Raw genomic sequence first — 23,517 nt, 5'->3', positions numbered from 1 at the left:
TCTAGAATATGTCTATATATCCCAAGCCTCATAAAACGTTAAATTTAAGCCCTCCTTCACTTTTAGCGCTAGGGTTTTTAGGCTTTATTGCCTTTGGCACTTTATTGCTTAAATTGCCATTTGCGAATACAGGCAATGTTAGCTGGATGGATGCACTCTTTACAGCCACCTCAGCAGTTACAATTACTGGCCTATCTGTTTTGAATATTCATGAGTCTTTTACCCTCTTTGGGCAAACTATTATTTTATTGCTGATTCAATCTGGCGGTTTGGGTTTTATGACTTTTGCAATATTGGCCGCATTAAGTTTGTCCCCAAAAGTTGGTCTTAAACAGCAAATGATGGCTCAGGATAGCCTCGGACAAACGAGCTTATCGAAGGTTACTTTTGTTGCTAAGGGCGTTGTCACCTATACCCTTATTTTTGAGCTGGTTGGTACAATTATTCTCACCACTGCTTTTACACCAATATATGGGTTTGCACGTGGTTTGTACTATGCGGCTTTTTACAGCATTTCTTCATTTAATAATGCGGGTTTTTCATTATTTTCCAACAGTTTAATGAACTTCCAAAGCAACTATATTATTTGTATAACCATTAGCATACTTTACACTTTAGGTGGCCTTGGTTTTTTAGTACTCATGGATATTAAACAAAACAAAAAATGGAAAAAACTAACGCCCAATAGCAAGCTTATTCTAACAACAATTGCAATTATCAACCTTGTTGCCTTTATTTTAATATGGGCCTTAGAAGCTCAAAATCCTCATACTTTAGGCATGTTAAATGCAGGTGATCAAGCTTTAAATGCATGGTTTCAGGCAACAGTTCCTCGATCTTCCGGCTTTAATACCATTGATACGGGCGCAATGACCAACAGTAGCTCCTTACTAATGATGTTATTGATGTTTATTGGTGGTGGCTCACTGAGTACAGCAGGTGGAATCAAAGTTGGAACCTTTGTCATCTTAGTTCTGAGTGTAATTTCATTTTTACGTCGTACTGATGAAATTAGAATATTCAATCATTCGGTATCTCACGAAACGACTTACAAAGCATTAGCAGTGACGGCTATTACGAGCATACTCATCTTCATGGGCTTCTTTATTCTTTTACTTTTAGAGCCTAAAGCAGATTTTATGAACTTACTTTTCGAAGTTGTTTCAGCAGCATGTACCGTAGGTCTCTCTCGTGGTATCACACCAGATTTACATAATGGTAGTTTATTTATTTTAAGCCTACTTATGTTTGCTGGACGTCTCGGACCTTTAACACTCGCCTATTTAATCGCTACTCCTAAAAAGAGCCGGCTCAAACACCCTCAAGCCAACATTCAAATTGGATAATAAAAAGCCGCTTTAAAAGCGGCTTTTTATAGAATCTTAGTACCAATTTAAGAGTGACACCCCCAAACCGGCATAAGTCGCTCGATGGTTATAATCAATCAAGCTTTCACCATAACCATTAAATAATTGGAAATGGCCGCGTAACTTTCCACTGATTGGGAAAGCCCAATCAAATTGAACAGCGCCATGAGAGTCATCACCACCTTTCAATGAATGACGTAGCATCAAAGAGAAATCATTCTGCTTCCACTTATAAAATGCTGTTAAATCACCACGACCGATGTAATCTTCAATATCAGGGTTATTATCATCTTTACTATCTTCTTCAAGACGAATCCATGGACGAAGCATTAAAGCAAAGTTACCGCGCTCTAATCCAACGTTAAAGATTACACGGTTCCAGCTACGAGATAGTGGGTCTGAGCGACCATTTGACTGATGGTTTAAGGTCACCCCCAGCAAGCGCCCATCTAAACCAAGCAATTCATAGTTTGTTCTAAACATTAAACTTGCTTCTGGTTCATAGTTTGTTTCACGGAATGGACGAGACTCATCAGCATTGAAAGTCTGCCAACGTGAAGATTGTGTATAACCTAGCCACAAATCGCCATTATTGCCAAAAATATTTTCCCAAGCTTTGGTTTTCAAAGAAATCTGAAATTTACTTTCTGTTGATTTCAGATTTTGATCTTCTGTTACCGTATTATTTGGGTTTGGACTATGTGGCAACTCATTTTTGTCACTGGTCCAGAATACAGGTAGTAAATAGACGGGTTGATAAGCACGAATATTCCAAACCCCTAGTTTACTTTTTTCAGACAACTCCCAACGTTGATCTAACAAAGAAGTAGTAGGTTCAATTTTCGGTGCTTTACCAATTATTTTGATATTACTCACTGTATCTACCACCTTTTCTTTAAAGGTTTCAGATGGAACAGTAGGTGCATCAATTTTTTTAGCAGGCTCTGGTACTGCCGCAGCTTGAATAACTGGTAAAGCTGACGGTTTAAATACAGAGTCATAACAAGCCAGACGATCGGCATTCGAAGCAAGAGCAACACATGCATCTACTGTCGCGGGGGTTACAGGTGCCAAGGTGTCAGCATATGTCACAGACGCACATAAACAGCTAAGCACAGTTACTATGCTTAGCTGTAAAGATGTGCGTTCAAATTGTCTGAACGCCATGTTCATCTCCAATTTTTATTTTAATTCACTTGTTGAATGGTAAAACCTAATTGCTGCAATTCATCGCGTTTTGCAAATGGTGCAACTACAGCTTTTACAGGAGTTTGCTCAATTAAATATTGACGAGCAACGCGTTGTAAATCGTCTAATGTCACATGCAACAATCTTTCACGCAAAGTACGGCGGAAAGCTGGTGTTCTCGCATGCAACAGTGCATAACATGCCGTAATCGCTTCACCTGCAGGAGAGCCTGGTTTATCCATACTTGCCACTAAACCAAGAATCGCTTCTTCAAGCTGATGAGGTTGTTGCTCTGTATTTAATAACCATTGCACGCTTGCTTCAAAGTCTTTAAAAGTTTCTGCTAAACGTGGGTCACGGTAGCTAAAGAAACGGAATGAACACGCATTTCCATCATAACTAGCGCCGCCACCATAAGCACCACCTTTTTCACGAATAGCACTGTGCAAGAATCCGTTACGTAAATAAGCTGCCAAGACCATTAATGGCGCTGCATCTGGATGCGACACTTCTACGGCTTGATATGCAGACGCACAGAATTGAACGTTTGCCTGAATTAACCATGCTTCATGATTATTATCAATAGCTTGTTCTACTTGAGTTAACTCAGCTGTAGCTGTATCAACGTTTAATTTATCCCAAACATTCTGGATTTCTTCAACCAAACGTTCAGATTGATGTTCTTCACAGACAAGTAAGAACTGTTTAGGGGCTTGCAACAACTTACTATGAATACGTTTTAATTCCGCAATTAATTCGTCATAAGCGGCATCATCTTGAGTAATCTTAGCGACAAGTTCGCCTAACCAGTTCAAAGCGCCTAAACCAGTATTTTGATAGTCACGTTGAGCCAAAGCACTCATATTGCGCGATGCGATTTGCATTGCATAACTATGGCCCGCTCCAGATAAACGAGATTGCCAACGTGCCTTACGTTGTTGTAATAACTCAATAATTCGCTCTTTTTCATCAAATCGAAGCTGTTCAAATGCTAATTTTAATAAATGAATTGCATCAAATTTCTGAGTCAAAGATTTAGTCGTTAACGTTAACCAAGCACTAATTTTATCTTTATCATCAACTTTACTACGTAATGAAGCACCCATTCCTAAACCACCACTTACAGCTGTTTGTAAGTTTTGTAGTTCAAGATAGTCATACTCACCTGCACCTACTTCACCCATTAAAATAGAAAGCAAATTGAAGTAAGGTGACTTCACAATATCTTCAGGAATCTGAATAAGTACTTGTTGATAATAAATACCGTTCGTACCCGCATGGTACAAGTTCAGCGGTGTATCCATACGATTACAAATAATTTCGCGTAACTGGCCCTGCACAATATGCAAGTCAGCCGGTACGTCTTCCAAACCTACTTTCGGTAATAACTCAAGGTTATCAGGCGTATCCTGACGTTCCTCTAGAGCCTTGGTCTTAGCAATAATTTCAGCCTTATCAGCGTCTGTTAGTTTTTCACCAATAGCTGTTAAGCGTGCTTTTTCCGCTTCTTGCTCTTTTACAGACTTGGTTGGGTCTGGAACTAAAGTCATCTGTACACGATGAGGATTGTCAAGCAAGTGCGTTTGAATCAGCTTTGATAACCACATTGGGTCCTTCAACTCTTCTTTAACCTGTGCAATTGCGCTGTCGACATCCCAAATTTGGATTGGATCACTATGATGAATCGCACCACTTAAACCATTTAAAATTAGACTTAAACCATATGGTGTACCATCACCATTAATTTCACGTTGATGCAACTCAATCTGATGCAAAATTGCATCGACTAAATTACTGTCAATTGGTTTTGCAGCAACATCACGCAGAATATTTAAAACACCCTCTCTAAAGCTTTGTGCATGTTCAGGATTTGAGCCTTGAACACCACAGTAGAAAGTCATTTCAAAATTACTGTCGTCTACGCCCATTAATGGACCTGTTGATTGAGCGTAACCACAAGTTTCTAAGTAATGACGTAGAGGTGAAGCTGAATTTTCTAATAAAATCCCTTCCACTAAACGCATTCCTAAACGCAATTTAATGTCATTTGCTTCTGGTAATAACCAAGATAAAACATGATAAGTCTTATCTTTTAAATCATCGCTATCAACACCATAGTGCTCTGTTACTTCAATTGGCGCTGCTAAACGTTTTTCAGGCTTAGAATATAAAGTTGTCCCCGCAGAAAACTTATGTAGAGCTAGTTTTTCAAATTGCTCTTGCAACTCATATGCTGTTTGATTACCAAAGGTCATAAATACAGCATTACTTGGGTGGTAATGTACTTTATAAAACTCGACTAACTGATCATAAGTTAGGTCAGGAATATCTTTAGGATCACCACCTGAGTTGTAATGATAGGTTGTTTCAGGGAATAAATGATGAGCCAACTGATGATAAAGTTGGTCAGACGGCGCACTCATCGCACCTTTCATTTCATTAAAAACAACACCTTTATAAACAGGTTGTCCATTTTCAAGTTCAATACGAATACCTTCTTGAGCAAAATCAAGTGGATTCAAATTTGCAGCAAATGCCGCATCAAGATAAACAGAAAGTAAATTTTGGAAATCTTTTTTGTTTTGAGTAGCAAATGGATATGCAGTCCAATCTGCTGCTGTAAATGCGTTCATGAATGTATTTAAAGAACGACGAATCATTAAAAAGAATGGATCACGTACTGGAAACTTTTCAGATCCACACAAAGCCGTATGTTCTAAAATATGTGCCGTACCTTTAGAGTCCATAGGTTGTGTTCTGAAAGCAACAAGAAATACATTTTCATCATAATCAGTTGCCAAGTGATAATGCACCGCACCTGTGACTTTATGCTTATATTCAGACACTAAAATATCTAATGCTTCAACATGGTGCTGACGTAGCAACTGAAACGCAGGGTGAACAGTTTGAGAAATGGTTTCAGTGACATCTACAGTCATGTGATCTCCTAACATATCGGATAAGTCAATAATTCTCATTATAGCCTGAGTCAGCTTGAGATTGGCGAACAAAAGCCAAGTAAAATACTATGTTTTTGTTGAGTATTAGTTTTCGTTAGCAGGGCTTTGATATCACGCACATAGCCATGAATGTTTTATCCTAACAGAACAAAAGCTTTTAATTCTATGAATGAGATAGATATTGAATAAAAAAGCTCATTAATTTTATCTCTCTATTCAATTTTCCAATCTAAGAATCTTCTAACAACAATATTTTTCTACTAATTTTTGATTTAACTGAATTTTATTCAACAAACTACAGCAAATCCAAGCAATAGTGTAAACTTAGCAACCTGATTTTTTTATTTGTGACAACACATATGGCAACTGTAGATCTTTTTGCAATTGGTAATGCATTAATCGACCAAGAATTCAAAGTGTCTGATGATTTTCTTAATCAGCAAGGCTTGCAAAAAGGCACAATGCAGTTGTCTGATGGTGACACTCAATCTGCTCTTTATGCAGAGTTGAAACAACATCAAGACTACAAAGGTCAAGCGAGTGGTGGTTCAGCGGCAAACACAACTGTGGCCTTTAGTGCATTAGGCGGAAGTGCTTTTTATGGTTGCCGTGTTGGTAATGATGATTTAGGTTCAATTTATCTACAAGGTCTAAATGAAGCTGGCATTCAAACCACTCCAAAATCGATCAGTGAAGGCGTGACAGGTACTTGCATGGTACTCATTAGTCCTGACTCTGAACGTACCATGCACACCTATTTAGGTATCACTGCTGAACTCTCTCAAGATCAAATCGACTTTGAACCATTAAAAACAGCAAAATGGCTTTATATTGAAGGTTATCTCTCTACAAGTGAAACAGCGCGTAAAGCTGTAAAACAAGCGAGAGAAATTGCAAAAGCAAATGGTGTTAAAATTGCTTTGTCTCTTTCAGATCCTGCAATGGTTCAATACGCTCGCGAGGGCTTAGAAGAACTCATGGATGATGGCGTAGATTTACTATTTTGTAATGAACAAGAAGCCTTAATGTATACAAATACTACATCTGTAGAAGACGCTCTTGCTCAATTACGTTTTAAAAATCATACAGTAGTGATTACACAAAGTGCTAAAGGTGCTTTAGTTTCTAGCCCTACGCAACATTTCCATGTTGCAGGTCGCCATGTAGAAGCAGTTGATACCAATGGTGCTGGCGATGCATTTGCAGGCGCATTCCTTTATGCCCTAAATCATCATCAAGATTTGAATGCTGCTGCACAGTTAGCCGTGTTAATTTCGAGTGAAGTTGTTTCTCAATTTGGTCCACGTTTAGCGATTAATGATTATGCTAAACTTCTTGAAAATTTTCAGAAGGAATGTGCTTGAAATGGAAAGGATCTGTATGACGGAAGAAGTTCCTGAGCGTGAAGCTAGAGCTTTTGACACTCTACAAGGAACGACTATTTTCATTACGCAACGTGACGGCGCATTCTATGCTTACCAAAACTTATGCCCTCATTTGCAAACAGAGCTTGAATATTTAGAAAATCAATTTCTCGATCAGGACCAAGAATATATTCAATGTTCTACCCATGGTGCTTTATTCACTGTGGAAACAGGCGAATGTATCTCAGGACCATGTTTAGGTGATTTTTTAAATAAAGTTGAGATTAAAGTACATTCAGATGGCGGTATCTATATCGTAGACTGAAGCGATCAACATTAGAGTTTCTGCCATGGCTGATTTCTTTTTCAATTATTATCTTATGCCATTTCACTTAAGTGTAGTGGCTTTGATATTACTCAGCGTGGTAGAAACCATTGGTATGTATATTGGTCTTCGTCCAAGTCAACTACTCAAAAAAATTGCGCCTATTTGGCTTTCTAACTCACCACTACTTAACGTTAAATTTTCTAAAGCTTTAATTTTCGTTTTTCTACTCATCAATTTCAGTTTTGCGGGTTATTTTTTACAGCTTTCTTTTTTTGCTATACAGCATTATTTTATTACACCATTTTATTTAATCGTCCCAGCGCTTGTCATCGCCATCTTTTTTACCGTGTTCATGATTCACTGTCTGGACCAAGTGATTAAACCAAAGCTCACCCATACCAACTATAATCTTTTAGGGCGATTAGCGACGATTTCCAGCGGCAATGCTAGACCTGGATTCTCTGCCCAAGCCCGTGTCCGTGATGAATTTGGACAGCTCCATTACGTTCAAGTCGAACCAGAGTATGGCGAACTCGAACTATACTCTCAGGTGATTCTTGTTAGGGTCCATAAAAGTCATTATGTGGCTAAGAAAATTTCTGTATCAAACGATCTTTTTGCACCCGATTAATCCCTAATCAACTTTCTATTTCCTTATTGCTTTTTGCAGGGTTTATTACGCCTGTGTTTTATTATTTTTCTTTTTAATTAATTATTATCCTGACCAATTTAGTTTGAAATAAAATTTTTAAATATTATATAAGACCATTTTAGTTGGTATTAATTTAAAACAAACTATTTTAATCAACTTAAAAATTTATTTATAAGTGTTTTAGTAGGAATTAATAATTAATTCAAATCATTTTAGTATGGTATTTATTTTTAAATATTAAGTTATTGTTTTATTTTATTTAATTATCTAAATATTCATTTAAAATATATTTAATGTTTATTTTTATTATATTTTGTTTAATAATAAAATTAATATCAAATGAGGTTTAATTTATGAGCCTTAATTTTAAAAATCTTAACAGCCGTTTAATTAAAGAAATCACTATTATTCTAATAATAAAAATAGTGCTTCTTTTAACGATTAAACATATTTGGTTTGATGCTCCCACCATCCCCAAAAATTTTGACAATCAGGTCGCCGAGCATATTGCTGGCGATAACATTTCCCACATTAAGGAGACACGTTGATGATTTCTGAAAGCGTGGTTGATCTTTCGCGGTTTCAATTTGCGATGACCGCAATGTATCACTTTCTTTTCGTCCCTTTAACTCTAGGTTTGGCATTTATTCTTGCCATTATGGAAACCACCTATGTCATTTCTGGTAAAGAAATTTACAAGGATATGACTAAATTTTGGGGAAAATTATTTGGTATTAACTTTGCTTTAGGGGTAACCACTGGCTTAACAATGGAGTTCCAGTTTGGAACAAACTGGGCTTATTACTCGCACTATGTAGGTGATATTTTCGGTGCTCCATTAGCAATTGAAGGCCTTATGGCATTCTTTCTTGAATCGACATTTATAGGTCTATTTTTCTTTGGATGGGACCGGTTAACGAAGGTTCAGCATCTAGGCGTAACATGGTTAGTCGCTCTCGGGTCTAACATGTCAGCGCTTTGGATTTTAGTGGCTAATGGATGGATGCAAAACCCTGTAGGTGCTGCATTTAACTTTGAAACAATGCGTATGGAATTAGTTGATTTCGGCGCGCTTATCTTCAACCCTGTAGCTCAGGTGAAATTCGTACATACCGTTTCTGCGGGTTATGTAACTGGTGCAATTTTTGTACTCGCCATCTCAAGCTATTATTTACTTAAGAAACGTGATCTTCCTTTCGCACGTCGCTCATTTGCAATTGCTGCCATTTTCGGTCTTGCATCTACACTTTCAGTGATTTTGTTAGGCGATGAATCTGGCTATGAGTTAGGTGATGTTCAAAAAACTAAACTCGCTGCGATTGAAGCTGAATGGGATACTCACCCTGCTCCCGCTCCATTTACTTTGTTTGGCGTACCAAACCATGAAGAGATGCGGACAGATTATGCAGTTAAAATTCCATATGCGTTAGGTTTAATTGCAACTCGTTCAACAACTAAAGAAGTTACTGGCCTTAAAGATCTCATGCAACAGCATGAAGTTCGTATTCGCAACGGTATGCTTGCCTATGCCGATCTTGAAAAATTACGTGCAGGTGACCGTTCACCAGCGTTATTGGCCTCATTTGAAAAAAATCAAAAAGATTTAGGTTATGGCCTACTTCTTAAAAAATATGCACCAAATGTAGTTGATGCAAGCGAGCAAAATATTAAAGCTGCAGTCAAAGATACTGTTCCAAATGTTACAGCGCTATTTTTCTCTTTCCGCGCAATGGTTGCCTCTGGTTTCTTAATGCTATTACTCTTCATTTTAGCGACTTGGGCTGTAGCAAAAAGAAATGCTGAAAACAAACCTTGGCTATTGAAATATGCATTGTTTGCTCTTCCGCTTCCTTGGATTGCTGCACAAACTGGTTGGTATGTAGCTGAAGGTGGCCGTCAACCATGGTCTATTGGTGAGATTTTACCAACTCATCTCTCTACTTCTAGTTTAAGTACTGGAGATGTATGGGGTTCAATCCTTGCTTTAGCAGCGTTCTATTCTGCTCTTTTAATTATTGAAATGTATTTAATGATCAAATTTGCTCGTTTAGGGCCAAGTTCCCTGCACACTGGCAAATATCATTTTGAAAAGCAAGAATCTAAAGCAGCTGTTAATGGGGAGGCCTTATCATGATTGAATATGAATTATTAAAAATCATTTGGTGGGTGTTAGTTGGCGTATTACTAATAGGTTTCGCTCTAACTGATGGTTTCGATATGGGTTCTATGACTCTCATGCCTTTTGTTGGAAAAACTGATAGCGAGCGCCGTGCTGCAATCAACACCATTGCCCCTCATTGGGATGGTAATCAGGTCTGGTTTATCACCGCAGGTGGTGCACTATTTGCTGCGTGGCCAATGGTCTATTCCGTTGCCTTCTCTGGAATGTACTGGGCACTGTTGTTGGTTTTGTTCGCACTCTTCCTAAGACCAGTCGGCTTCGATTATCGTTCTAAACTAGATAATACCAAGTGGCGTAATTCTTGGGATTGGGGGCTTTGCATTGGCGGTGCCGTTCCAGCGCTTGTATTTGGTGTGGCCTTTGGTAATTTGTTCTTAGGCATTCCTTTTAGTTTAGATAGCACATTACGCTCTGAATATTCAGGTAGCTTTTTTGCCCTTCTCAACCCATTTGCCTTAGTTTGCGGAGTTGTGAGTCTATCTATGCTTTGTGCACATGGTGGTGCATGGCTCATGTTGCGTACAGATGAAGCTTTAAAACAACGCTCTGCCAAAGCCACTCAAATTATGGCCATTCTATTTTTAATTTGCTTCCTTGTGATTGGAGCATGGCTCTATTTCGGGCAAGTGCCAGGTTATAGCTATGCTGTTGCTATAGATCCAAATGCTGCGCTTAACCCCATAGCTAAAGAAGTAATTACCAATGGTAACCCGGGTTGGATGAACAATTACAGCACCTATCCAATGACTAAAGTTGCTCCAGTTGTTGCCATATTAGGTGCAATTATTGCAATTTTTGCATCTTCAAAAGCAAAAGCAGGTTTAAGTTTTACTGGCACAAGTTTAATGATTGTAGGAGCAATTTTAACTGCTGGCTTTGCTCTATTTCCATTTCTGCTTCCCTCTAGTATCAACCCTAACTCTAGTTTAACGATGTGGGATGCTGTCTCAAGTCACCTTACTTTAGGCGTTATGACTGTCGCTGCCTGCATTTTTGTTCCAATCATTTTGATTTACACAACTTGGTCTTATTACAAAATGTGGGGGATCATCACTAACAAACATATCGAGTCAAACTCGCATAGCTTGTATTAAGGAGAAGACTATGTGGTATTTCGCATGGATCCTAGGCATTTTGATGGCATGTTTTGCGGGCGTACTCAGCGCGCTGTATATCGAACATCATCAAGATTTAGATGAGGAATAAATGATGGCAAAAGCAATGACAGCATCAAATCATCGAAAAGCTCAAGCATTTGCAATGGCCCTTTCTTTTCTGTTGGCATTGCCTCTTGCTGCAATTTTGTTAGTTTATCCTTCACTTATGCTAGATGCTAATGGACACTACAATCATAGCCAGCTTATGCTGGTAATGATTGGTATTTCAGGTGGTTTTATTTATGGAGTAGGTTTCGTACCCAACTTCTGGTTGTGGAAATGGCTATTTAGCCCATGGGTGGCTTGGCCTCTCATGCTTCTAGGCTATTACATCTGGTTTCTAACCTAAATCCAAAAGGACCTCATCTGAGGTCCTTTTTCATTTCAACTAACTTAATAGGTACAATTGGCACACCTACATTTGCCTCAAATGGATATGGCTGTTCATTACCCGTTTTCACATATCCACGTCTTTCATAATAAGCGATCAATTCAGAACGTACATCGAGTACATACATTACGGCGTTAGTGAGATGTGGATCTTCTTTCAATGCATATTGCTCTGCATATTCTAAAACAGACCGACCGACTCTCATATTTTGAACTTGAGGATCCGTACAGAATGTTCCAATCTCAACCTGACTATTTTCAAATGTGAGCCCAATACACGCAACAATGTTAGAAAATTCAGTTTCCGCTATCAATAATGTTGAATTCCTAAGTTGTAATTGTTCTTCTAATTGATGCTCTGTAATACGTAGTCCTTTTACCCACTCTAGCTCTGTTGTCCAACTTCGACCCTGCTGTTCTCGATAAGACTTATTAATTAAATCTACAAGTTGTGGAATATCGCTAAATTGAGCTAAACGAAAATTTAAATTATTCATAAAGTACACTTAGGCTATTTATAAAAATTCTAAAAATAAAGCCGATATTAAATCGGCTTTATTTTAAATAGCAATGAATTAATTCGATTGTTCAGCTAACCATGCCATGAACTTTTGACGCTCAGCTTTAGAAGCTTTCTGCCAAGTTTCAACTAAACGTTGATCATTCGTTTGTGCTCCACCTGTTACTGCCATAGACGTTGCTGTTGGCACAACAACTTGAGCGGAAGTAGGTTTAGCAGATGCATACACTGCCTCAGGCTGTGATTTTGATGATTTAGTCGTAAAGTCAGTAACCTTACCTAATAAGCCCGTTGCAAACCATGGTTTTGCCTCATTGTTTGCACCAGTTTGTTTTACGATTAATTGATTATTTGCACTATACAAAGCCACTGTTGGCTGCTCCGCATATTTCTTAGCTTGTTCAAATTGTTTTGGTGCATCTACCATTCTGAGCTTATAAGTTTGCCCATCTTGGAGTGCTGGAGTTTGAATCGTAACTACCCCAGATTTAATAATGTCATGTTCACCATTTAAATGCTCAAAGTATTCTTGATAGCGCACACTTAAGCTCGCTTCCCCTGCATCAACTTTATAATTATTTTTAGATGAACGAAATAATCCAGAGTTGACTTCCTGACCATTCACCGCAAGGATTACAATTTCCTCTGGTGCTGTAATTGTAACTGCTGAAAATACCGAACCGCTGAGTAATAAACCAATTGCAGCAACACCTAATCTTAAAGTCATCTGTCTCTTTCTCTGTGTTTGATAAGCTATTAAATCATGAGCAATATGCAATATGATTGTGACTATTTTATGACAGTGCAGTGATAGACTAATTTCTTGTTTTTTTATTTTGAAATATCTACCTGCATTTTATTAGTTTTCAATTTGGTTAACCTACCTACTCATTCTAAAAAAATAAAAAAGCACCTAAATAGGTGCTTTTTTTAACTTTCAATTAATTAAAAGTTTTGAAACGATCAGCATCATTAATAAATGCTTTTTCGCCTGCTGGTGCTTCAACTGAACCAAATACTAATTGAGCACGTAGTTTCCAATTTGTTGGAACATCAAAAGCTTCAGCTGCATCTGCATCAACAATCGGGTTATAGTGCTGTAAAGATGCACCTAAACCAAGCTCTGAAAGCGCAGTCCAAGTTGCAAATTGAGCAATCGCACTTGAGTGTTCAGACCATACTGGGAAGTTGTCTGCATATAATTCGAATTGCTCTTGTAAGCTTTTAACCACAGCTTGGTCTTCATAAAATAAAACCGTACCAACACCCGCTACAAAGCTATCAATTTTTGCATTTGTACCAGCAAAAGCATCTGCAGGAACAATTTTACGTAATGCTTCACGAACCAAATTCCAAAATTTAGCATGTGATTCACCGTATAGTGTCACCACACGTGAAGACTGTGAGTTAAAAGCTGAGGGACTATGTTTAACCGCTTCACGAATAGTTTCTTCGATTTTAGTGCGATCTAATGCAACATTTTTACCAATTGCATAAATAGTACGACGATTTTTAATTTTATCTAAGAAAGTAGACATTTTGTTATTTCCTACCTATTGATTGACCAAGGGTCGTTGTTTGGGAATGAATACAGTGTATTAAAGTCATTTTTTATAATCAGCATTAAAAATATGACAGTTCGTTTTATTTTCGCAACAATAAAAAAGATATAGATATGAAAAAAGCTTCACGATTTAGTGAAGCTTTTTAAGATTAATAACCAATTTACTTATCAGTTTCAAACAGTGCTGCAACAAAAGATTTAGCCGAGAATGGTCTTAAATCATCAATTTTTTCACCTACACCAATAAAACGAATTGGCACATGGGTACGACTTGCAATATTAAAGAGCACACCACCTTTCGCAGTTCCATCTAACTTAGTAATGGTAATACCCGTTAAACCTACAGCCTGATCAAACTCTTGTACTTGGTTAATCGCATTTTGCCCTGTACCAGCATCTACCACCAACATGATTTCATGAGGGGCAGTGGCATCAATTTTCTGCATAACACGTTTAACTTTTTTGAGCTCTTCCATCAAATTGCTCTTATTATGTAAACGACCTGCCGTATCTGCAATTAATACGTCAATTCCTTTAGCACGAGCACTTTCAAAAGCATCAAAAATAACAGAAGCACTATCAGCCCCATGGCCTTGCGCCACTACTGAGATATCATTACGTTCACCCCAGATCTGTAATTGCTCAGTTGCTGCCGCACGGAACGTATCCCCAGCAGCTAACATCACTTTTTTACCTTCCCCTTGCAAACGTTTAGCTAACTTACCAATAGTAGTAGTTTTACCAACACCATTTACCCCAACCATTAAAATTACATATGGTGATTTATTAGGATCAATATGCAAAGGTTTTACACGTGGAGCCAACAAAGCAACCAACTCTTCTTGTAATGCTTTATATAACGAATGAGAATAGATCAAATCACCACGAGCTGTACGCTCTGTTAAATTGGTAATGATCGTTTTAGTTGCTTCGACACCAATGTCTGCAACCAGTAATTGCTCTTCAACTTCTTCAAGTAACTCATCGTCAATTTCCTTTCCGCCAATCAAGATATTGACCATACCATCAGCGAAATTACGACGAGTTTTGGTTAATCCCTCTTTCATTCGGCCAAAGAAACCAGTTTTTGGTTGTTCGACCGCTGTTTCTGAAGGAGCTAATTCAACTTTGGCTACTTCAATATTTTCTTGTGATTTAACAGGAGATTCAACGATGGGAACATCGATAGCAGGTAAATTAGGTAATGTGACATCGTCATCACCGATCTCAGCATCTATCAAGAATTTATTTTGCATATTCGATTGTTGCTCCATGCGGATTCCTTGAAAAGCAGCGTGTTAAAAAAGATAAAGTCTAACATAAATTCAAACTTTTGCCTGCCACAATAGTGCTCAAAAAGCTTTGGAAAACAAGATTTATCTCGATAACCAATTTATTGCATATCTTCCTGAGCGAGTGCTGGGTATTGCTTAATATGAGCACCTTCAAATTGGTATGCATGCATTAACTTTAAATACTCTGCTCTATGAATTTCAGATTGAGTCATGAGTAACTCAGCCATATCTTGAGTTCTTGGATAAGTTGCCTGATGAGAGAGTTGTACAATTCGTTGATATTGATCCGGACTAATAGGCCGAAGTAATGCTAAATATGACAGCACAAAAATACAGCCAATGACAATAACCACAAATAGGTTAAAACATTGATCAACTTTTAACTCAGACTTTAATTTAAGGAAATTTTGTTTGAATATGAGCATGACCTACCTCGAATTAGTGTAGTGTAGGGTTCAATACTCATAAGCACAAGATCAAACATCCAGTAAGGCCAAGAATCGTACCTTACTGGATAATAATACTTAGCTTATTAGTGAACGAATGACAGAAAAGTATAAAATTGCCGCAATAATCACCAAGACTAAAAACATGGCAAAGATACTTAATCCTTCTTCTGCATCTGCTGGATGCAACTCGTCTTCATCAGCAATTTTTCTCAGTTCACCATCATACACCTGATAAAACCAGTTTTTTTGTGCGGGTTCTAAATGCCGAGCGAAATCAAATACTCTTTTGCGCTGAGCAAGACAATAATCCCCTAAATGGATCTCTTGATGAAAGATCGCTTCATCTAATAGTTTACGATGATAATGGGCTAGTTCTATGATTTGTTCCTCTCTAGGTGGAGTATCAAAAACAAAGCCGTCGATAGTATTTGTCATATTTTATTCTCCTTGTCTTTTATTCTCATATTGATTTTACTCAAAATTATTTGTGAATAATGTTTAATCATGTATCCTAATAGTGAATAAAGTGGTTTGCACCAATAGTTGACAAATCCATTAATTTGTAATATTAGTTTAACAATACTAAGTTAAATTAATTTAAAGGCACTGGCCTTTAGAAAAAGTAATCATAATTACAATAAGGAGTTTTATATGATTCAACGTATCTCTCATCATGATTTAGAACATGTATACGCAACTGCAGTAAACACTATTCACTCTCAAATGAATTTTCAGGATGCAGTTGCACAGTTAGAAGAAGTTGCTCGCGCTGGGCACGGTAAAGCCGCACTGTTTTTAGCAGAATTGTATTATCAAGGTTTCCGTGTTGAACGTGACTCACTTAAAGCACAATATTGGCAAAAGTTAGCCACAATGCAAGCATAAAGAGACGTCACTTAGGTGGCGTTTTTTTATGTCTGTAAAATTCAAATTTATCAACTTATCTAAAGCCTTACTTCGCTACTTCAACCATGGCTCAGGTGGCGTTTTTATACCTATAAAAAAACTAAATTTATCAATTGATTTAAAACTTCAGACACTATAAGTAAATGAACAGAATTTCATAGCTGGAATATTTGTTTACGATTTGATACCTGTTTAAACTGAAATGTCATCTGATTTTTTTATAATAAGCAAGACAAGTTAAGAAACATTAAATTCACAATGAATAGTTTAAGTAATCTACAACCGGTTTCAAGAGACTTGATGATTAAGATTTATATTTTAAGAACCATGATGTACTGCGGGGTTCTTTGGGGTTTATTTCATCAAGGATGGGCAATTAAATCAGATCAGGAAGATTTTATTTTCCCTTTTTGGCTTAACGGTTTGCAAGCACATCGTTATGCAAAAGAGCATTGGCCACATTACAAACCTAGAAGAATTACCCCTAAAGATTTCCATGAGTCTTTATTACCAACCTTAACTCGACTTAACGTCACTCCTGCTTTGTTTAATTCATCTCATAGAAAATTAAAGCTATCTACTCAGCAAATGCATCATTTCTTTTTTAAACATCCCCATTGGCAAGGAGCGTAAACTTCTTCTTTAGCTTTTTAGCAATCAATATAGAATGCTTTTTGAACGCTTGAATGCAAAACTTATATTTGAATGACTATCAAGTCTTTGCATTTTTATAAAATCAAGCTAATTTAAAACAAAATGATAAAACACAGGACAGAAGAAATGACAATCGTTGCACAAGTAATCAAAAACAAATCAGAGCAAGATATTTTTACAATTTCTCCAGAAGCCACTGTCCTTGAAGCAATTAAGATCATGGCAGATAAAGGGATTGGTGCACTTGTCGTAGCAGACGGCGGAAAAGTTGTCGGAATTTTATCTGAACGTGACTACACGCGAAAAGTGACACTGATGGAACGTTCTTCATATAGCACCACAGTTGCTGAAATTATGACATCAAAAGTAATTACGGTAAGCCTAAACAATACGGTTGAAGAGTGTTTACAGCTCATGACAGACCGCCACTTACGTCACTTACCTGTACTAGACAATGAAAAATTAGTTGGATTTATCTCTATTGGTGATTTAGTAAAAGCTGCAATGGAAGACCAGAAAAACCTCATTGAACAGTTAAAACAGTACATTTCTGGATAATTATTTCACATAAAAAATGGGCATTTTATATGCCCATTTTTTATTGATACCAAAACTTAAAGGTAGTTATTAATTAAAGAGACTAAACGCTCGAGTAAATCATCAGCCTGTGCTTGAGTCATATTAATTGGTGGCAATAAACGCACTACAGAACCTGCTGTAACGTTAATAATCAGCTTATGTTGATCACGAGCAATTGCAACGAGCTCAGCACAGTCTTTAGGTAATTGAATACCAATCATCATACCAAAGCCACGTACTTGTACATTTTTATCTGCCAATTGAGCACGTAATTGATCAACAATATAACCACCGACTACAGCTGCATTTTCTACAGCATTCTCTTTTTGAATTGTATCAATTACCGTATAAACCACACGAGAACCTAGCACAGTTCCACCGTAAGTAGAACCGTGACTACCAGGACCTAATAAACCTACAGCTTTACCTTGTGTCATGACCGCTCCTACTGGAAAGCCATTACCAAGACCTTTCGCAGTCGTAAGAACATCGGGCACAATATTTGTGTGCTGATACGCAAAATACTTACCTGTACGGCCATTACCTGTTTGGATTTCATCTAGCATCATTAGCCAGTTATGCTGATTACATAGGATACGAACTTCTTCAAGATAGCTAAAACCTTGAGGTGCTGTATTAATACCACCTTCACCTTGAATTGGCTCAATCAAAATCGCAACAATATCTGGATGCTGTAAAGCGGCTTCTTGAATTGCTTCTACATCACCAAATGGCACACGGATAAAATCATGAGTTAAAGGAGCAAAGCCATCTTGTACTTTCTTATTACCAGTGGCTGAAAGTGTTGCTAAAGTACGGCCATGAAATGATTGCTCTGCCACAATAATCTTTGGTGAACTTATGCCTTGTTGAGTACCAAATTTACGAGCAATTTTAATCGCTCCTTCATTTGACTCAGCACCACTGTTTGAAAAGAAGATCTCTTCCATTCCTGAAACTTCAGCAAGCTTCTGAGCAGCAGCAGTTTGCCAAGGGATCTCAAATAAGTTACTCGTATGGACAAGTGTTGCAGCTTGTTCTGCAATCGCCTCTGCAATTACCGGATGTGCATGACCTAAACCACATACAGCAATACCCGTTAAAGCATCTAGATACTCTGTGCCATCTTCGGTATATAAATATGCCCCTCGGCCTCGTACAAAACTGATCGCTTGGCGGCCATAAGTAGCCATTAAATGTGATGGTTGATCAGGTTGTATTGGAGCTAGGGTAATATCAGTCATGACGAACTCTGTCTGTATGAGATTTTTAGAAGGGTTTATATAAGCAAAAACTGGCTCTGATGAAAAGTCTCATCATTCATTTATCTAAAATTTCGTCCACTTTTTGCTATCACTTCGGTTTATACAATAAAATATTGAATATTCAATGCAACTTTAAGTAATCAGGTGGTTTGCAAAGCGATGTAAACACCCCCTATAATGCTGCTAGATTAGTTGAGGATCTATTTATGACTGAACAAGCACGTGATACTGAAGCGTTAATCCGCGATCAAATTGCGAAGCATCCCGTTTTACTTTACATGAAAGGCACTCCACAGTTTCCACAATGTGGTTTCTCTGCACGTGCTGTAGAGGCGCTCAGTCAAATTGGTCGTCCATTTGCATATGTAAATATTTTGGAAAACCCTGATATTCGTGCAACATTACCAAAAATTGCGAACTGGCCTACATTCCCGCAACTTTGGGTAAATGGTGAACTTATTGGCGGTAGCGATATCATGCTTGAAATGTTCCAAAATGGCGAATTAAAACCATTAGTTGAACAATACAGCGCAGCGCCAGAAGCGTAAATAATAAAAAAGCCAATCAAAAGATTGGCTTTTTTATTACTCTCGAATTTAACGATCACTCACCCCAACATAGCGAAATAAATTTTCTACACCTAAATCAGACTTCAAAATAATTAGATTTTCATAAGTAGTTGTCGTTAAAGCTTCAAATACATTCATATTCGGATCTTCGTGCAACTCATCTACATTCTGATTCATACCCTCTTCAAATCGATCAGCAACAAATTCAAATCCTAAATCCATAGCAATAAATAAAGTATGTTCACAAGGCTGAATATATTGTTCTTGCACCCAGTCAATTATCGCTTGTTTACAAAATGGACATTCAATATTCGCAGACGCATCGTTAAGTTCGATTAGTTGATAAGGCATGAAATTTGAGAGTAGAGAAAAATTGTAGTGTAAAAGAAAATAATTAAAACTTCTATAAGAGGCGAGAATACTAGTTAAAACAACACACATTAAAATTACAACGTAATTACAATATAATTTCAAAATTCTATTTTTATTTAGAGGGCTAATTAATTACAAATAATTTAGTTTAAGAATTATTGTTGCAAAAATAATGATGTAAAATCGTTGGTGTTGCAGAAATAGGATATTTTAATGCTCACTGATCTTGATGATTTTTATTGTTTTGCTCTCGTTGTTGAGCATGGTGGCTTTAGTGCTGCTGAACGTGTAACGGATATACCAAAATCAAAACTAAGTCGTCGCGTATATAGTTTAGAAGAAAACTTAGGGGTTCGTCTCATTCAACGTAGTTCACGTCATTTTGCTGTTACAGATATTGGGATGGATATTTATAGACATGCTCAAGTTATGATGAATGCTGCACAAGCCGCACATGATCTGGTTGATCACCTAAGTATTCAACCCAGAGGTGTTGTTAAAGTTAGTGTTCCAGTTGATGTTGCTCAAAATCAACTTCCTAAAATTTTGCCTGCTTTCCTAAAAAAATATCCAGAAATTCGTTTGCAACTTATGGTCAGCAATCGTCGAGTAGATGTTATTAATGAAGGAATTGATATTGCTCTACGAGTTCGCTCAAAACTAGATGATGACCCGAGTTTAGTTCTTAGACAATTTGCTCTGATAGAACAGAGTCTATTTGCAAGTCAGGCCTATTTAAATGAGTTTGGTGATATAAAAACTCCTGAGCAGCTAAGCGAACACCGTATTTTAAGCCTTTCTGAAGAGCATCTTGATCAGCAATTCCTTTTGCATGGGCCAGACAACCAGCAAAAGAAAATCAAAGTCAGCCCTACTATAATGGGTACAAACATACACATGTTGGCGCAATTGGCGAGTCAAAACTGTGGTATCGCTTTACTCCCAGAAAGCGCAGCAGAAGATTTTTTAAAATCTGGACAACTTGTACAAATATTACCAGAATGGAAAGCGCCTCACGGTATATTACATGCTGTATATCCATCACGTCGAGGGTTGCTACCTGCTGTACGAGTATTTATCGATTATTTGGTAGAACATCTTTCTGAGCATTAAAATAAAAAAAGTTCGATAATTATCGAACTTTTTTATTTTCAAATTGCAGGATAATTTCCCACACCTTCAGGCCAAGGTGTTAATAGCTCAAAGCCTGTATCAGTTACAGCAACCATATGTTCCCATTGAGCAGATAACGAAAGATCTTGGGTAATGACAGTCCATCCATCATTCAACTCTTTCACTTGCGGTCTGCCCGCATTAATCATCGGTTCAATGGTAAAGACCATTCCCTTCTTTAAAACCAAACCTTGGCCACGTTGTCCATAATGTAGAACATTGGGTTGTTCATGATAAACCTTACCAATCCCATGGCCACAATATTCTCGAACAATGCTATACCCTTCTCGATGGGCAACTGACTGAATAGCGTAACCGATATCACCTAATGTAGCTCCCGGTTTAACGGTATGAATACCAGCAACCATCGCCTCATAAGTTGTTTCGACAAGTTTTTTTGCTTGTGGATTTACATTACCCACAAAATACATACGGCTCGTGTCACCAAAGTAGCCGTCTTTAATAATTGCGACATCAATATTGATAATATCGCCATCTTTTAAAATTTTATTCGGCGATGGAATTCCATGGCAAACCACTTCATTTACTGAGGTACATATTGTTTTAGTAAAACCATGATATCCAACATTGGCAGGAATAACTTTTAAAGTATTTACAATATAGTCGTTACACAGGTTATCTAAATATTCAGTAGATACACCTGGTTTAACATGTGCCTCTATCATTTCTAAAACTTGCGCAGCCAAGCGTCCAGAAACTCTCAACTTTTCTAGATCTTGTTCAGTTTTTATTGTAACAGTAGAAGCTCTCATTCAGTTTTATCCTCGTAGACACTATTTTTACAATGCCTACAAAAATGTAAGTTAATTTAGAATATTTTAGAACGGATATAGGATAGGCTGGAAGCGTTAAGTGCCCAAATATTCAACATTCATAATAGAAATTTATACTTTTATTTTTGCATAATTTCTTTAAAAAGTCAGACATAAAAAATGATTTACGCATTTCTTTCAATGGTTTTTCAACTACATACCTTAACCAGTTGATATTTTTGATATCTATTAAAGGTTTCTATACTCCGAAAAAAATCTTTTTCACATAAAATACCGCTTGATCATGCTCTCTTTTGCTCTAAAATTCCTTCTTTTTTATTAAATTTAATTTATGCAACATCTTCGTACTGGAGATATTATTGCCTTAGGTTTTATGACCTTTGCCCTCTTTATTGGGGCTGGCAATATTATCTTTCCTCCCATTGTCGCTCAACAAGCCGGTGATCATGTATGGCTAGCTGCTATAGGCTTTTTGATTACTGCAGTTGGTCTTCCTGTAATTACCATTATGGCACTCTCTCGTATGCAGGGTTCCATTGAAATTATTAGCTCTCCTCTAGGTCGAGTTGCAAGTCTGATTTTAACTGTAGTTTGTTATTTATCAGTAGGCCCTTTATTTGCAACTCCACGTACAGCTACTGTTTCTTATGAGATTGGTTTTTCTTCTTATTTTGGAACATCAAGTAGTAGCCTTTTAATCTATAGTGCAATTTATTTTTCATTTGTAACTCTAGTTTCTCTTTATCCAAACAAGTTATTGGATACAGTTGGACATGTACTTGCTCCGCTAAAAATTATTGCATTAGCAATTTTAGGCATTGCAGCAGTCATGATTCCATCTGGTTATGTTCCTGCTCCAATCAACCATTACGTTGCTTCTCCAGTTTCAGAAGGTTTCGTAAATGGTTATCTCACCATGGACACTTTAGGCGCATTAGTATTTGGTATTGTAATTATTCAAGCGATTTACTCTCGTGGTGTTACCGATAAAAAGCTAGTGACTAAATATGCAATTATTGCCAGTCTCATTTCAGGTGCTGGTCTTACATTAGTTTATTTAAGCTTGTTTAAATTAGGTTTAGGTAGCCATGAAGTTGCACCAAATGCAGCAAATGGTGCAGTAATTTTACATGCGTATGTTCAACATGCTTTCGGCAATATGGGTTCGCTATTCTTAACTGGCCTCATTTTTCTAGCATGTATGGTAACAGCGATTGGCTTAACTTGCGCTTGCGGTGAGTATTTTGCTCAGTTAACTAAATTACCGTACAAACTTTTAGTATTCATTTTAGTTGGTTTCTCTTTCGTTATTTCTAATCTTGGATTAACCAAACTTATTGCTGTATCAGTGCCTGTTTTAAGCGCAATTTATCCACCTGCAATTGTGGTAATTATGCTGAGTTTCTTTTGGAAATTCTGGCACAAGCCTTCTTTTATTGTAGGTTCAGTAACAAGTATTGCTTTTATCTTCGGGATTATTGACGGTCTTAAGGTTGCAGGTTTTGGTGATTATTTACCCGATTTTCTTCAACACTTACCTTTAAACGAACAAAACTTAGCTTGGTTGATCCCATCTTTAGTTGTTCTCATCATTACCGTAATGATCGACAAAGTTAAATTTAAAAACATTTAATCTAGTGTCTATTTTGAAATCGAGTTTTACCCAAACATGATTTTATATATTGAATAAAATGCTGAGTTTACCCAACCAGCATTTTGTTTCCACACTAATTTGAATGACAAAACAATAATAGATATAATCAATTTTTACTGTAAAATTACACTAAAA

The 23,517-nt window shown here is 37.2% G+C and carries 26 protein-coding genes; 15 read left to right on the top strand and 11 right to left on the bottom strand.

Translation table 11 applies throughout. From position 1 onward, the window contains the following. The first annotated feature begins 8 nt into the window (after positions 1–8). Positions 9–1,346, top strand: a complete 1,338-nt coding sequence (locus POD11_RS04770) for a TrkH family potassium uptake protein (protein WP_224991197.1) — start codon at positions 9–11, stop codon at positions 1,344–1,346. Between the two features lie 36 nt (positions 1,347–1,382). Here the strand turns inward: POD11_RS04770 and POD11_RS04765 are convergent, their stop codons facing one another. Together POD11_RS04765 and POD11_RS04760 are read right to left on the bottom strand one after the other, a co-directional pair. Then, positions 1,383–2,534, bottom strand: a complete 1,152-nt coding sequence (locus POD11_RS04765; RefSeq protein WP_262456572.1) for a phospholipase A — start codon at positions 2,532–2,534, stop codon at positions 1,383–1,385. A 20-nt stretch (positions 2,535–2,554) separates the two neighbouring features. Further along, positions 2,555–5,494, bottom strand: coding sequence for an insulinase family protein (locus POD11_RS04760; protein ID WP_262456571.1), 2,940 nt, complete (start codon positions 5,492–5,494; stop codon positions 2,555–2,557). A 380-nt stretch (positions 5,495–5,874) separates the two neighbouring features. On the opposite strand from POD11_RS04760, the gene POD11_RS04755 reads away from it, so the two are divergent. The 8 genes from POD11_RS04755 (at position 5,875) to POD11_RS04720 (ending at position 11,547) form a co-directional block, all read left to right on the top strand. Then, positions 5,875–6,879 (top strand): adenosine kinase, encoded by a 1,005-nt coding sequence (locus POD11_RS04755; protein WP_262456570.1) that lies wholly within the window; start codon positions 5,875–5,877, stop codon positions 6,877–6,879. A 16-nt stretch (positions 6,880–6,895) separates the two neighbouring features. Continuing rightward, positions 6,896–7,204: a Rieske (2Fe-2S) protein gene (locus POD11_RS04750; RefSeq protein WP_002121079.1), complete on the top strand. Its 309-nt coding sequence runs from the start codon at positions 6,896–6,898 to the stop codon at positions 7,202–7,204. A 25-nt stretch (positions 7,205–7,229) separates the two neighbouring features. After that, positions 7,230–7,838 carry a YqiJ family protein gene (locus tag POD11_RS04745; RefSeq protein WP_262456569.1) on the top strand — a complete coding sequence of 203 codons (609 nt, stop codon included), beginning with the start codon at positions 7,230–7,232 and terminating at the stop codon, positions 7,836–7,838. A gap of 374 nt (positions 7,839–8,212) precedes the next feature. Further along, positions 8,213–8,407 carry a cytochrome oxidase putative small subunit CydP gene (gene cydP, locus POD11_RS04740; RefSeq protein WP_224991200.1) on the top strand — a complete coding sequence of 65 codons (195 nt, stop codon included), beginning with the start codon at positions 8,213–8,215 and terminating at the stop codon, positions 8,405–8,407. Beyond that, entirely contained in the window at positions 8,407–9,993 is a 1,587-nt protein-coding gene (locus POD11_RS04735) for a cytochrome ubiquinol oxidase subunit I (protein ID WP_262456568.1), read from the top strand. The genes cydP and POD11_RS04735 overlap by 1 nt, the downstream gene beginning before the upstream one ends. Further along, positions 9,990–11,135: a cytochrome d ubiquinol oxidase subunit II gene (gene cydB, locus POD11_RS04730; RefSeq protein WP_262456567.1), complete on the top strand. Its 1,146-nt coding sequence runs from the start codon at positions 9,990–9,992 to the stop codon at positions 11,133–11,135. Before POD11_RS04735 ends, cydB begins: the two co-directional genes overlap by 4 nt. A gap of 10 nt (positions 11,136–11,145) precedes the next feature. Further along, positions 11,146–11,247: a cytochrome bd-I oxidase subunit CydX gene (gene cydX / locus POD11_RS04725; protein WP_002120988.1), complete on the top strand. Its 102-nt coding sequence runs from the start codon at positions 11,146–11,148 to the stop codon at positions 11,245–11,247. Next, a complete protein-coding gene (locus POD11_RS04720; protein WP_004791954.1) occupies positions 11,248–11,547 on the top strand; it encodes a cyd operon YbgE family protein in 300 nt (99 codons plus the stop codon). 13 nt (positions 11,548–11,560) lie between these two features. Here POD11_RS04720 and POD11_RS04715 read toward each other — a convergent pair whose 3' ends face one another. The 6 genes from POD11_RS04715 to POD11_RS04690 form a co-directional block, all read right to left on the bottom strand. Beyond that, positions 11,561–12,085: a GNAT family N-acetyltransferase gene (locus POD11_RS04715; RefSeq protein ID WP_262456566.1), complete on the bottom strand. Its 525-nt coding sequence runs from the start codon at positions 12,083–12,085 to the stop codon at positions 11,561–11,563. Between the two features lie 78 nt (positions 12,086–12,163). Continuing rightward, the gene (locus tag POD11_RS04710) at positions 12,164–12,835 is read right to left on the bottom strand and encodes a YccT family protein (RefSeq protein WP_262456565.1); all 672 of its coding nucleotides are present in this window, start codon (positions 12,833–12,835) and stop codon (positions 12,164–12,166) included. Between the two features lie 214 nt (positions 12,836–13,049). After that, on the bottom strand, positions 13,050–13,646 hold the full coding sequence (locus POD11_RS04705; protein WP_239970290.1) for a nitroreductase family protein: 597 nt from the start codon (positions 13,644–13,646) through the stop codon (positions 13,050–13,052). A 187-nt stretch (positions 13,647–13,833) separates the two neighbouring features. After that, the gene (gene ftsY / locus POD11_RS04700) at positions 13,834–14,946 is read right to left on the bottom strand and encodes a signal recognition particle-docking protein FtsY (RefSeq protein WP_031948529.1); all 1,113 of its coding nucleotides are present in this window, start codon (positions 14,944–14,946) and stop codon (positions 13,834–13,836) included. 119 nt (positions 14,947–15,065) lie between these two features. Continuing rightward, positions 15,066–15,392 carry a hypothetical protein gene (locus POD11_RS04695; RefSeq protein WP_239976936.1) on the bottom strand — a complete coding sequence of 109 codons (327 nt, stop codon included), beginning with the start codon at positions 15,390–15,392 and terminating at the stop codon, positions 15,066–15,068. A 99-nt stretch (positions 15,393–15,491) separates the two neighbouring features. Further along, a complete protein-coding gene (locus POD11_RS04690) occupies positions 15,492–15,851 on the bottom strand; it encodes a hypothetical protein (RefSeq protein WP_002120892.1) in 360 nt (119 codons plus the stop codon). Between the two features lie 216 nt (positions 15,852–16,067). Between POD11_RS04690 and POD11_RS04685 the strand changes: the two genes are divergently transcribed. The 3 genes from POD11_RS04685 to POD11_RS04675 all read left to right on the top strand — a co-directional run bounded on the left by POD11_RS04685 (position 16,068) and on the right by POD11_RS04675 (position 17,534). Further along, positions 16,068–16,301 (top strand): hypothetical protein, encoded by a 234-nt coding sequence (locus POD11_RS04685; protein ID WP_002121063.1) that lies wholly within the window; start codon positions 16,068–16,070, stop codon positions 16,299–16,301. Positions 16,302–16,580: 279 nt separating this feature from the next. After that, a complete protein-coding gene (locus tag POD11_RS04680; protein ID WP_025470290.1) occupies positions 16,581–16,955 on the top strand; it encodes a DUF2750 domain-containing protein in 375 nt (124 codons plus the stop codon). Positions 16,956–17,102: 147 nt separating this feature from the next. Further along, a complete protein-coding gene (locus POD11_RS04675) occupies positions 17,103–17,534 on the top strand; it encodes a CBS domain-containing protein (protein ID WP_016140769.1) in 432 nt (143 codons plus the stop codon). 56 nt (positions 17,535–17,590) lie between these two features. Here the strand turns inward: POD11_RS04675 and POD11_RS04670 are convergent, their stop codons facing one another. After that, positions 17,591–18,799 carry an aspartate aminotransferase family protein gene (locus POD11_RS04670; protein ID WP_239970299.1) on the bottom strand — a complete coding sequence of 403 codons (1,209 nt, stop codon included), beginning with the start codon at positions 18,797–18,799 and terminating at the stop codon, positions 17,591–17,593. A gap of 227 nt (positions 18,800–19,026) precedes the next feature. Between POD11_RS04670 and grxD the strand changes: the two genes are divergently transcribed. Continuing rightward, the gene (gene grxD / locus POD11_RS04665; RefSeq protein ID WP_002120913.1) at positions 19,027–19,368 is read left to right on the top strand and encodes a Grx4 family monothiol glutaredoxin; all 342 of its coding nucleotides are present in this window, start codon (positions 19,027–19,029) and stop codon (positions 19,366–19,368) included. A 48-nt stretch (positions 19,369–19,416) separates the two neighbouring features. Here the strand turns inward: grxD and POD11_RS04660 are convergent, their stop codons facing one another. Next, positions 19,417–19,740, bottom strand: a complete 324-nt coding sequence (locus POD11_RS04660; RefSeq protein ID WP_239970301.1) for a hypothetical protein — start codon at positions 19,738–19,740, stop codon at positions 19,417–19,419. Between the two features lie 234 nt (positions 19,741–19,974). Here POD11_RS04660 and POD11_RS04655 point away from each other — a divergent pair, with 234 nt between their 5' ends. Continuing rightward, positions 19,975–20,874, top strand: coding sequence for a LysR family transcriptional regulator (locus POD11_RS04655; RefSeq protein ID WP_016140766.1), 900 nt, complete (start codon positions 19,975–19,977; stop codon positions 20,872–20,874). Positions 20,875–20,912: 38 nt separating this feature from the next. Here POD11_RS04655 and map read toward each other — a convergent pair whose 3' ends face one another. Then, positions 20,913–21,707, bottom strand: a complete 795-nt coding sequence (map, locus tag POD11_RS04650) for a type I methionyl aminopeptidase (RefSeq protein ID WP_262456564.1) — start codon at positions 21,705–21,707, stop codon at positions 20,913–20,915. Positions 21,708–22,059: 352 nt separating this feature from the next. Between map and brnQ the strand changes: the two genes are divergently transcribed. After that, on the top strand, positions 22,060–23,361 hold the full coding sequence (gene brnQ / locus POD11_RS04645) for a branched-chain amino acid transport system II carrier protein (protein ID WP_032053926.1): 1,302 nt from the start codon (positions 22,060–22,062) through the stop codon (positions 23,359–23,361). The last annotated feature ends 156 nt before the right edge of the window (positions 23,362–23,517 follow it).

The sequence above is a fragment of the Acinetobacter sp. P1(2023) genome (assembly GCF_028367635.1).
GTDB classification, from domain to species: Bacteria; Pseudomonadota; Gammaproteobacteria; order Pseudomonadales; family Moraxellaceae; genus Acinetobacter; species Acinetobacter pittii_E.
Note: the sequence above shows the minus strand (reverse complement) of the source record. Positions and strands in the feature narration are given on the sequence as shown.

What these genes read in the sequence shown, in the direction of transcription:
- POD11_RS04770 (WP_224991197.1), top strand. Translation starts at nt 9, where the DNA reads ATGTCTATATATCCCAAGCCTCATAAAACGTTAAATTTAAGCCCTCCT.
- POD11_RS04765 (WP_262456572.1), bottom strand. Translation starts at nt 2,534, where the DNA reads ATGGCGTTCAGACAATTTGAACGCACATCTTTACAGCTAAGCATAGTA.
- POD11_RS04760 (WP_262456571.1), bottom strand. Translation starts at nt 5,494, where the DNA reads ATGACTGTAGATGTCACTGAAACCATTTCTCAAACTGTTCACCCTGCG.
- POD11_RS04755 (WP_262456570.1), top strand. Translation starts at nt 5,875, where the DNA reads ATGGCAACTGTAGATCTTTTTGCAATTGGTAATGCATTAATCGACCAA.
- POD11_RS04750 (WP_002121079.1), top strand. Translation starts at nt 6,896, where the DNA reads ATGACGGAAGAAGTTCCTGAGCGTGAAGCTAGAGCTTTTGACACTCTA.
- POD11_RS04745 (WP_262456569.1), top strand. Translation starts at nt 7,230, where the DNA reads ATGGCTGATTTCTTTTTCAATTATTATCTTATGCCATTTCACTTAAGT.
- cydP (WP_224991200.1), top strand. Translation starts at nt 8,213, where the DNA reads ATGAGCCTTAATTTTAAAAATCTTAACAGCCGTTTAATTAAAGAAATC.
- POD11_RS04735 (WP_262456568.1), top strand. Translation starts at nt 8,407, where the DNA reads ATGATTTCTGAAAGCGTGGTTGATCTTTCGCGGTTTCAATTTGCGATG.
- cydB (WP_262456567.1), top strand. Translation starts at nt 9,990, where the DNA reads ATGATTGAATATGAATTATTAAAAATCATTTGGTGGGTGTTAGTTGGC.
- cydX (WP_002120988.1), top strand. Translation starts at nt 11,146, where the DNA reads ATGTGGTATTTCGCATGGATCCTAGGCATTTTGATGGCATGTTTTGCG.
- POD11_RS04720 (WP_004791954.1), top strand. Translation starts at nt 11,248, where the DNA reads ATGATGGCAAAAGCAATGACAGCATCAAATCATCGAAAAGCTCAAGCA.
- POD11_RS04715 (WP_262456566.1), bottom strand. Translation starts at nt 12,085, where the DNA reads ATGAATAATTTAAATTTTCGTTTAGCTCAATTTAGCGATATTCCACAA.
- POD11_RS04710 (WP_262456565.1), bottom strand. Translation starts at nt 12,835, where the DNA reads ATGACTTTAAGATTAGGTGTTGCTGCAATTGGTTTATTACTCAGCGGT.
- POD11_RS04705 (WP_239970290.1), bottom strand. Translation starts at nt 13,646, where the DNA reads ATGTCTACTTTCTTAGATAAAATTAAAAATCGTCGTACTATTTATGCA.
- ftsY (WP_031948529.1), bottom strand. Translation starts at nt 14,946, where the DNA reads ATGGAGCAACAATCGAATATGCAAAATAAATTCTTGATAGATGCTGAG.
- POD11_RS04695 (WP_239976936.1), bottom strand. Translation starts at nt 15,392, where the DNA reads ATGCTCATATTCAAACAAAATTTCCTTAAATTAAAGTCTGAGTTAAAA.
- POD11_RS04690 (WP_002120892.1), bottom strand. Translation starts at nt 15,851, where the DNA reads ATGACAAATACTATCGACGGCTTTGTTTTTGATACTCCACCTAGAGAG.
- POD11_RS04685 (WP_002121063.1), top strand. Translation starts at nt 16,068, where the DNA reads ATGATTCAACGTATCTCTCATCATGATTTAGAACATGTATACGCAACT.
- POD11_RS04680 (WP_025470290.1), top strand. Translation starts at nt 16,581, where the DNA reads ATGAATAGTTTAAGTAATCTACAACCGGTTTCAAGAGACTTGATGATT.
- POD11_RS04675 (WP_016140769.1), top strand. Translation starts at nt 17,103, where the DNA reads ATGACAATCGTTGCACAAGTAATCAAAAACAAATCAGAGCAAGATATT.
- POD11_RS04670 (WP_239970299.1), bottom strand. Translation starts at nt 18,799, where the DNA reads ATGACTGATATTACCCTAGCTCCAATACAACCTGATCAACCATCACAT.
- grxD (WP_002120913.1), top strand. Translation starts at nt 19,027, where the DNA reads ATGACTGAACAAGCACGTGATACTGAAGCGTTAATCCGCGATCAAATT.
- POD11_RS04660 (WP_239970301.1), bottom strand. Translation starts at nt 19,740, where the DNA reads ATGCCTTATCAACTAATCGAACTTAACGATGCGTCTGCGAATATTGAA.
- POD11_RS04655 (WP_016140766.1), top strand. Translation starts at nt 19,975, where the DNA reads ATGCTCACTGATCTTGATGATTTTTATTGTTTTGCTCTCGTTGTTGAG.
- map (WP_262456564.1), bottom strand. Translation starts at nt 21,707, where the DNA reads ATGAGAGCTTCTACTGTTACAATAAAAACTGAACAAGATCTAGAAAAG.
- brnQ (WP_032053926.1), top strand. Translation starts at nt 22,060, where the DNA reads ATGCAACATCTTCGTACTGGAGATATTATTGCCTTAGGTTTTATGACC.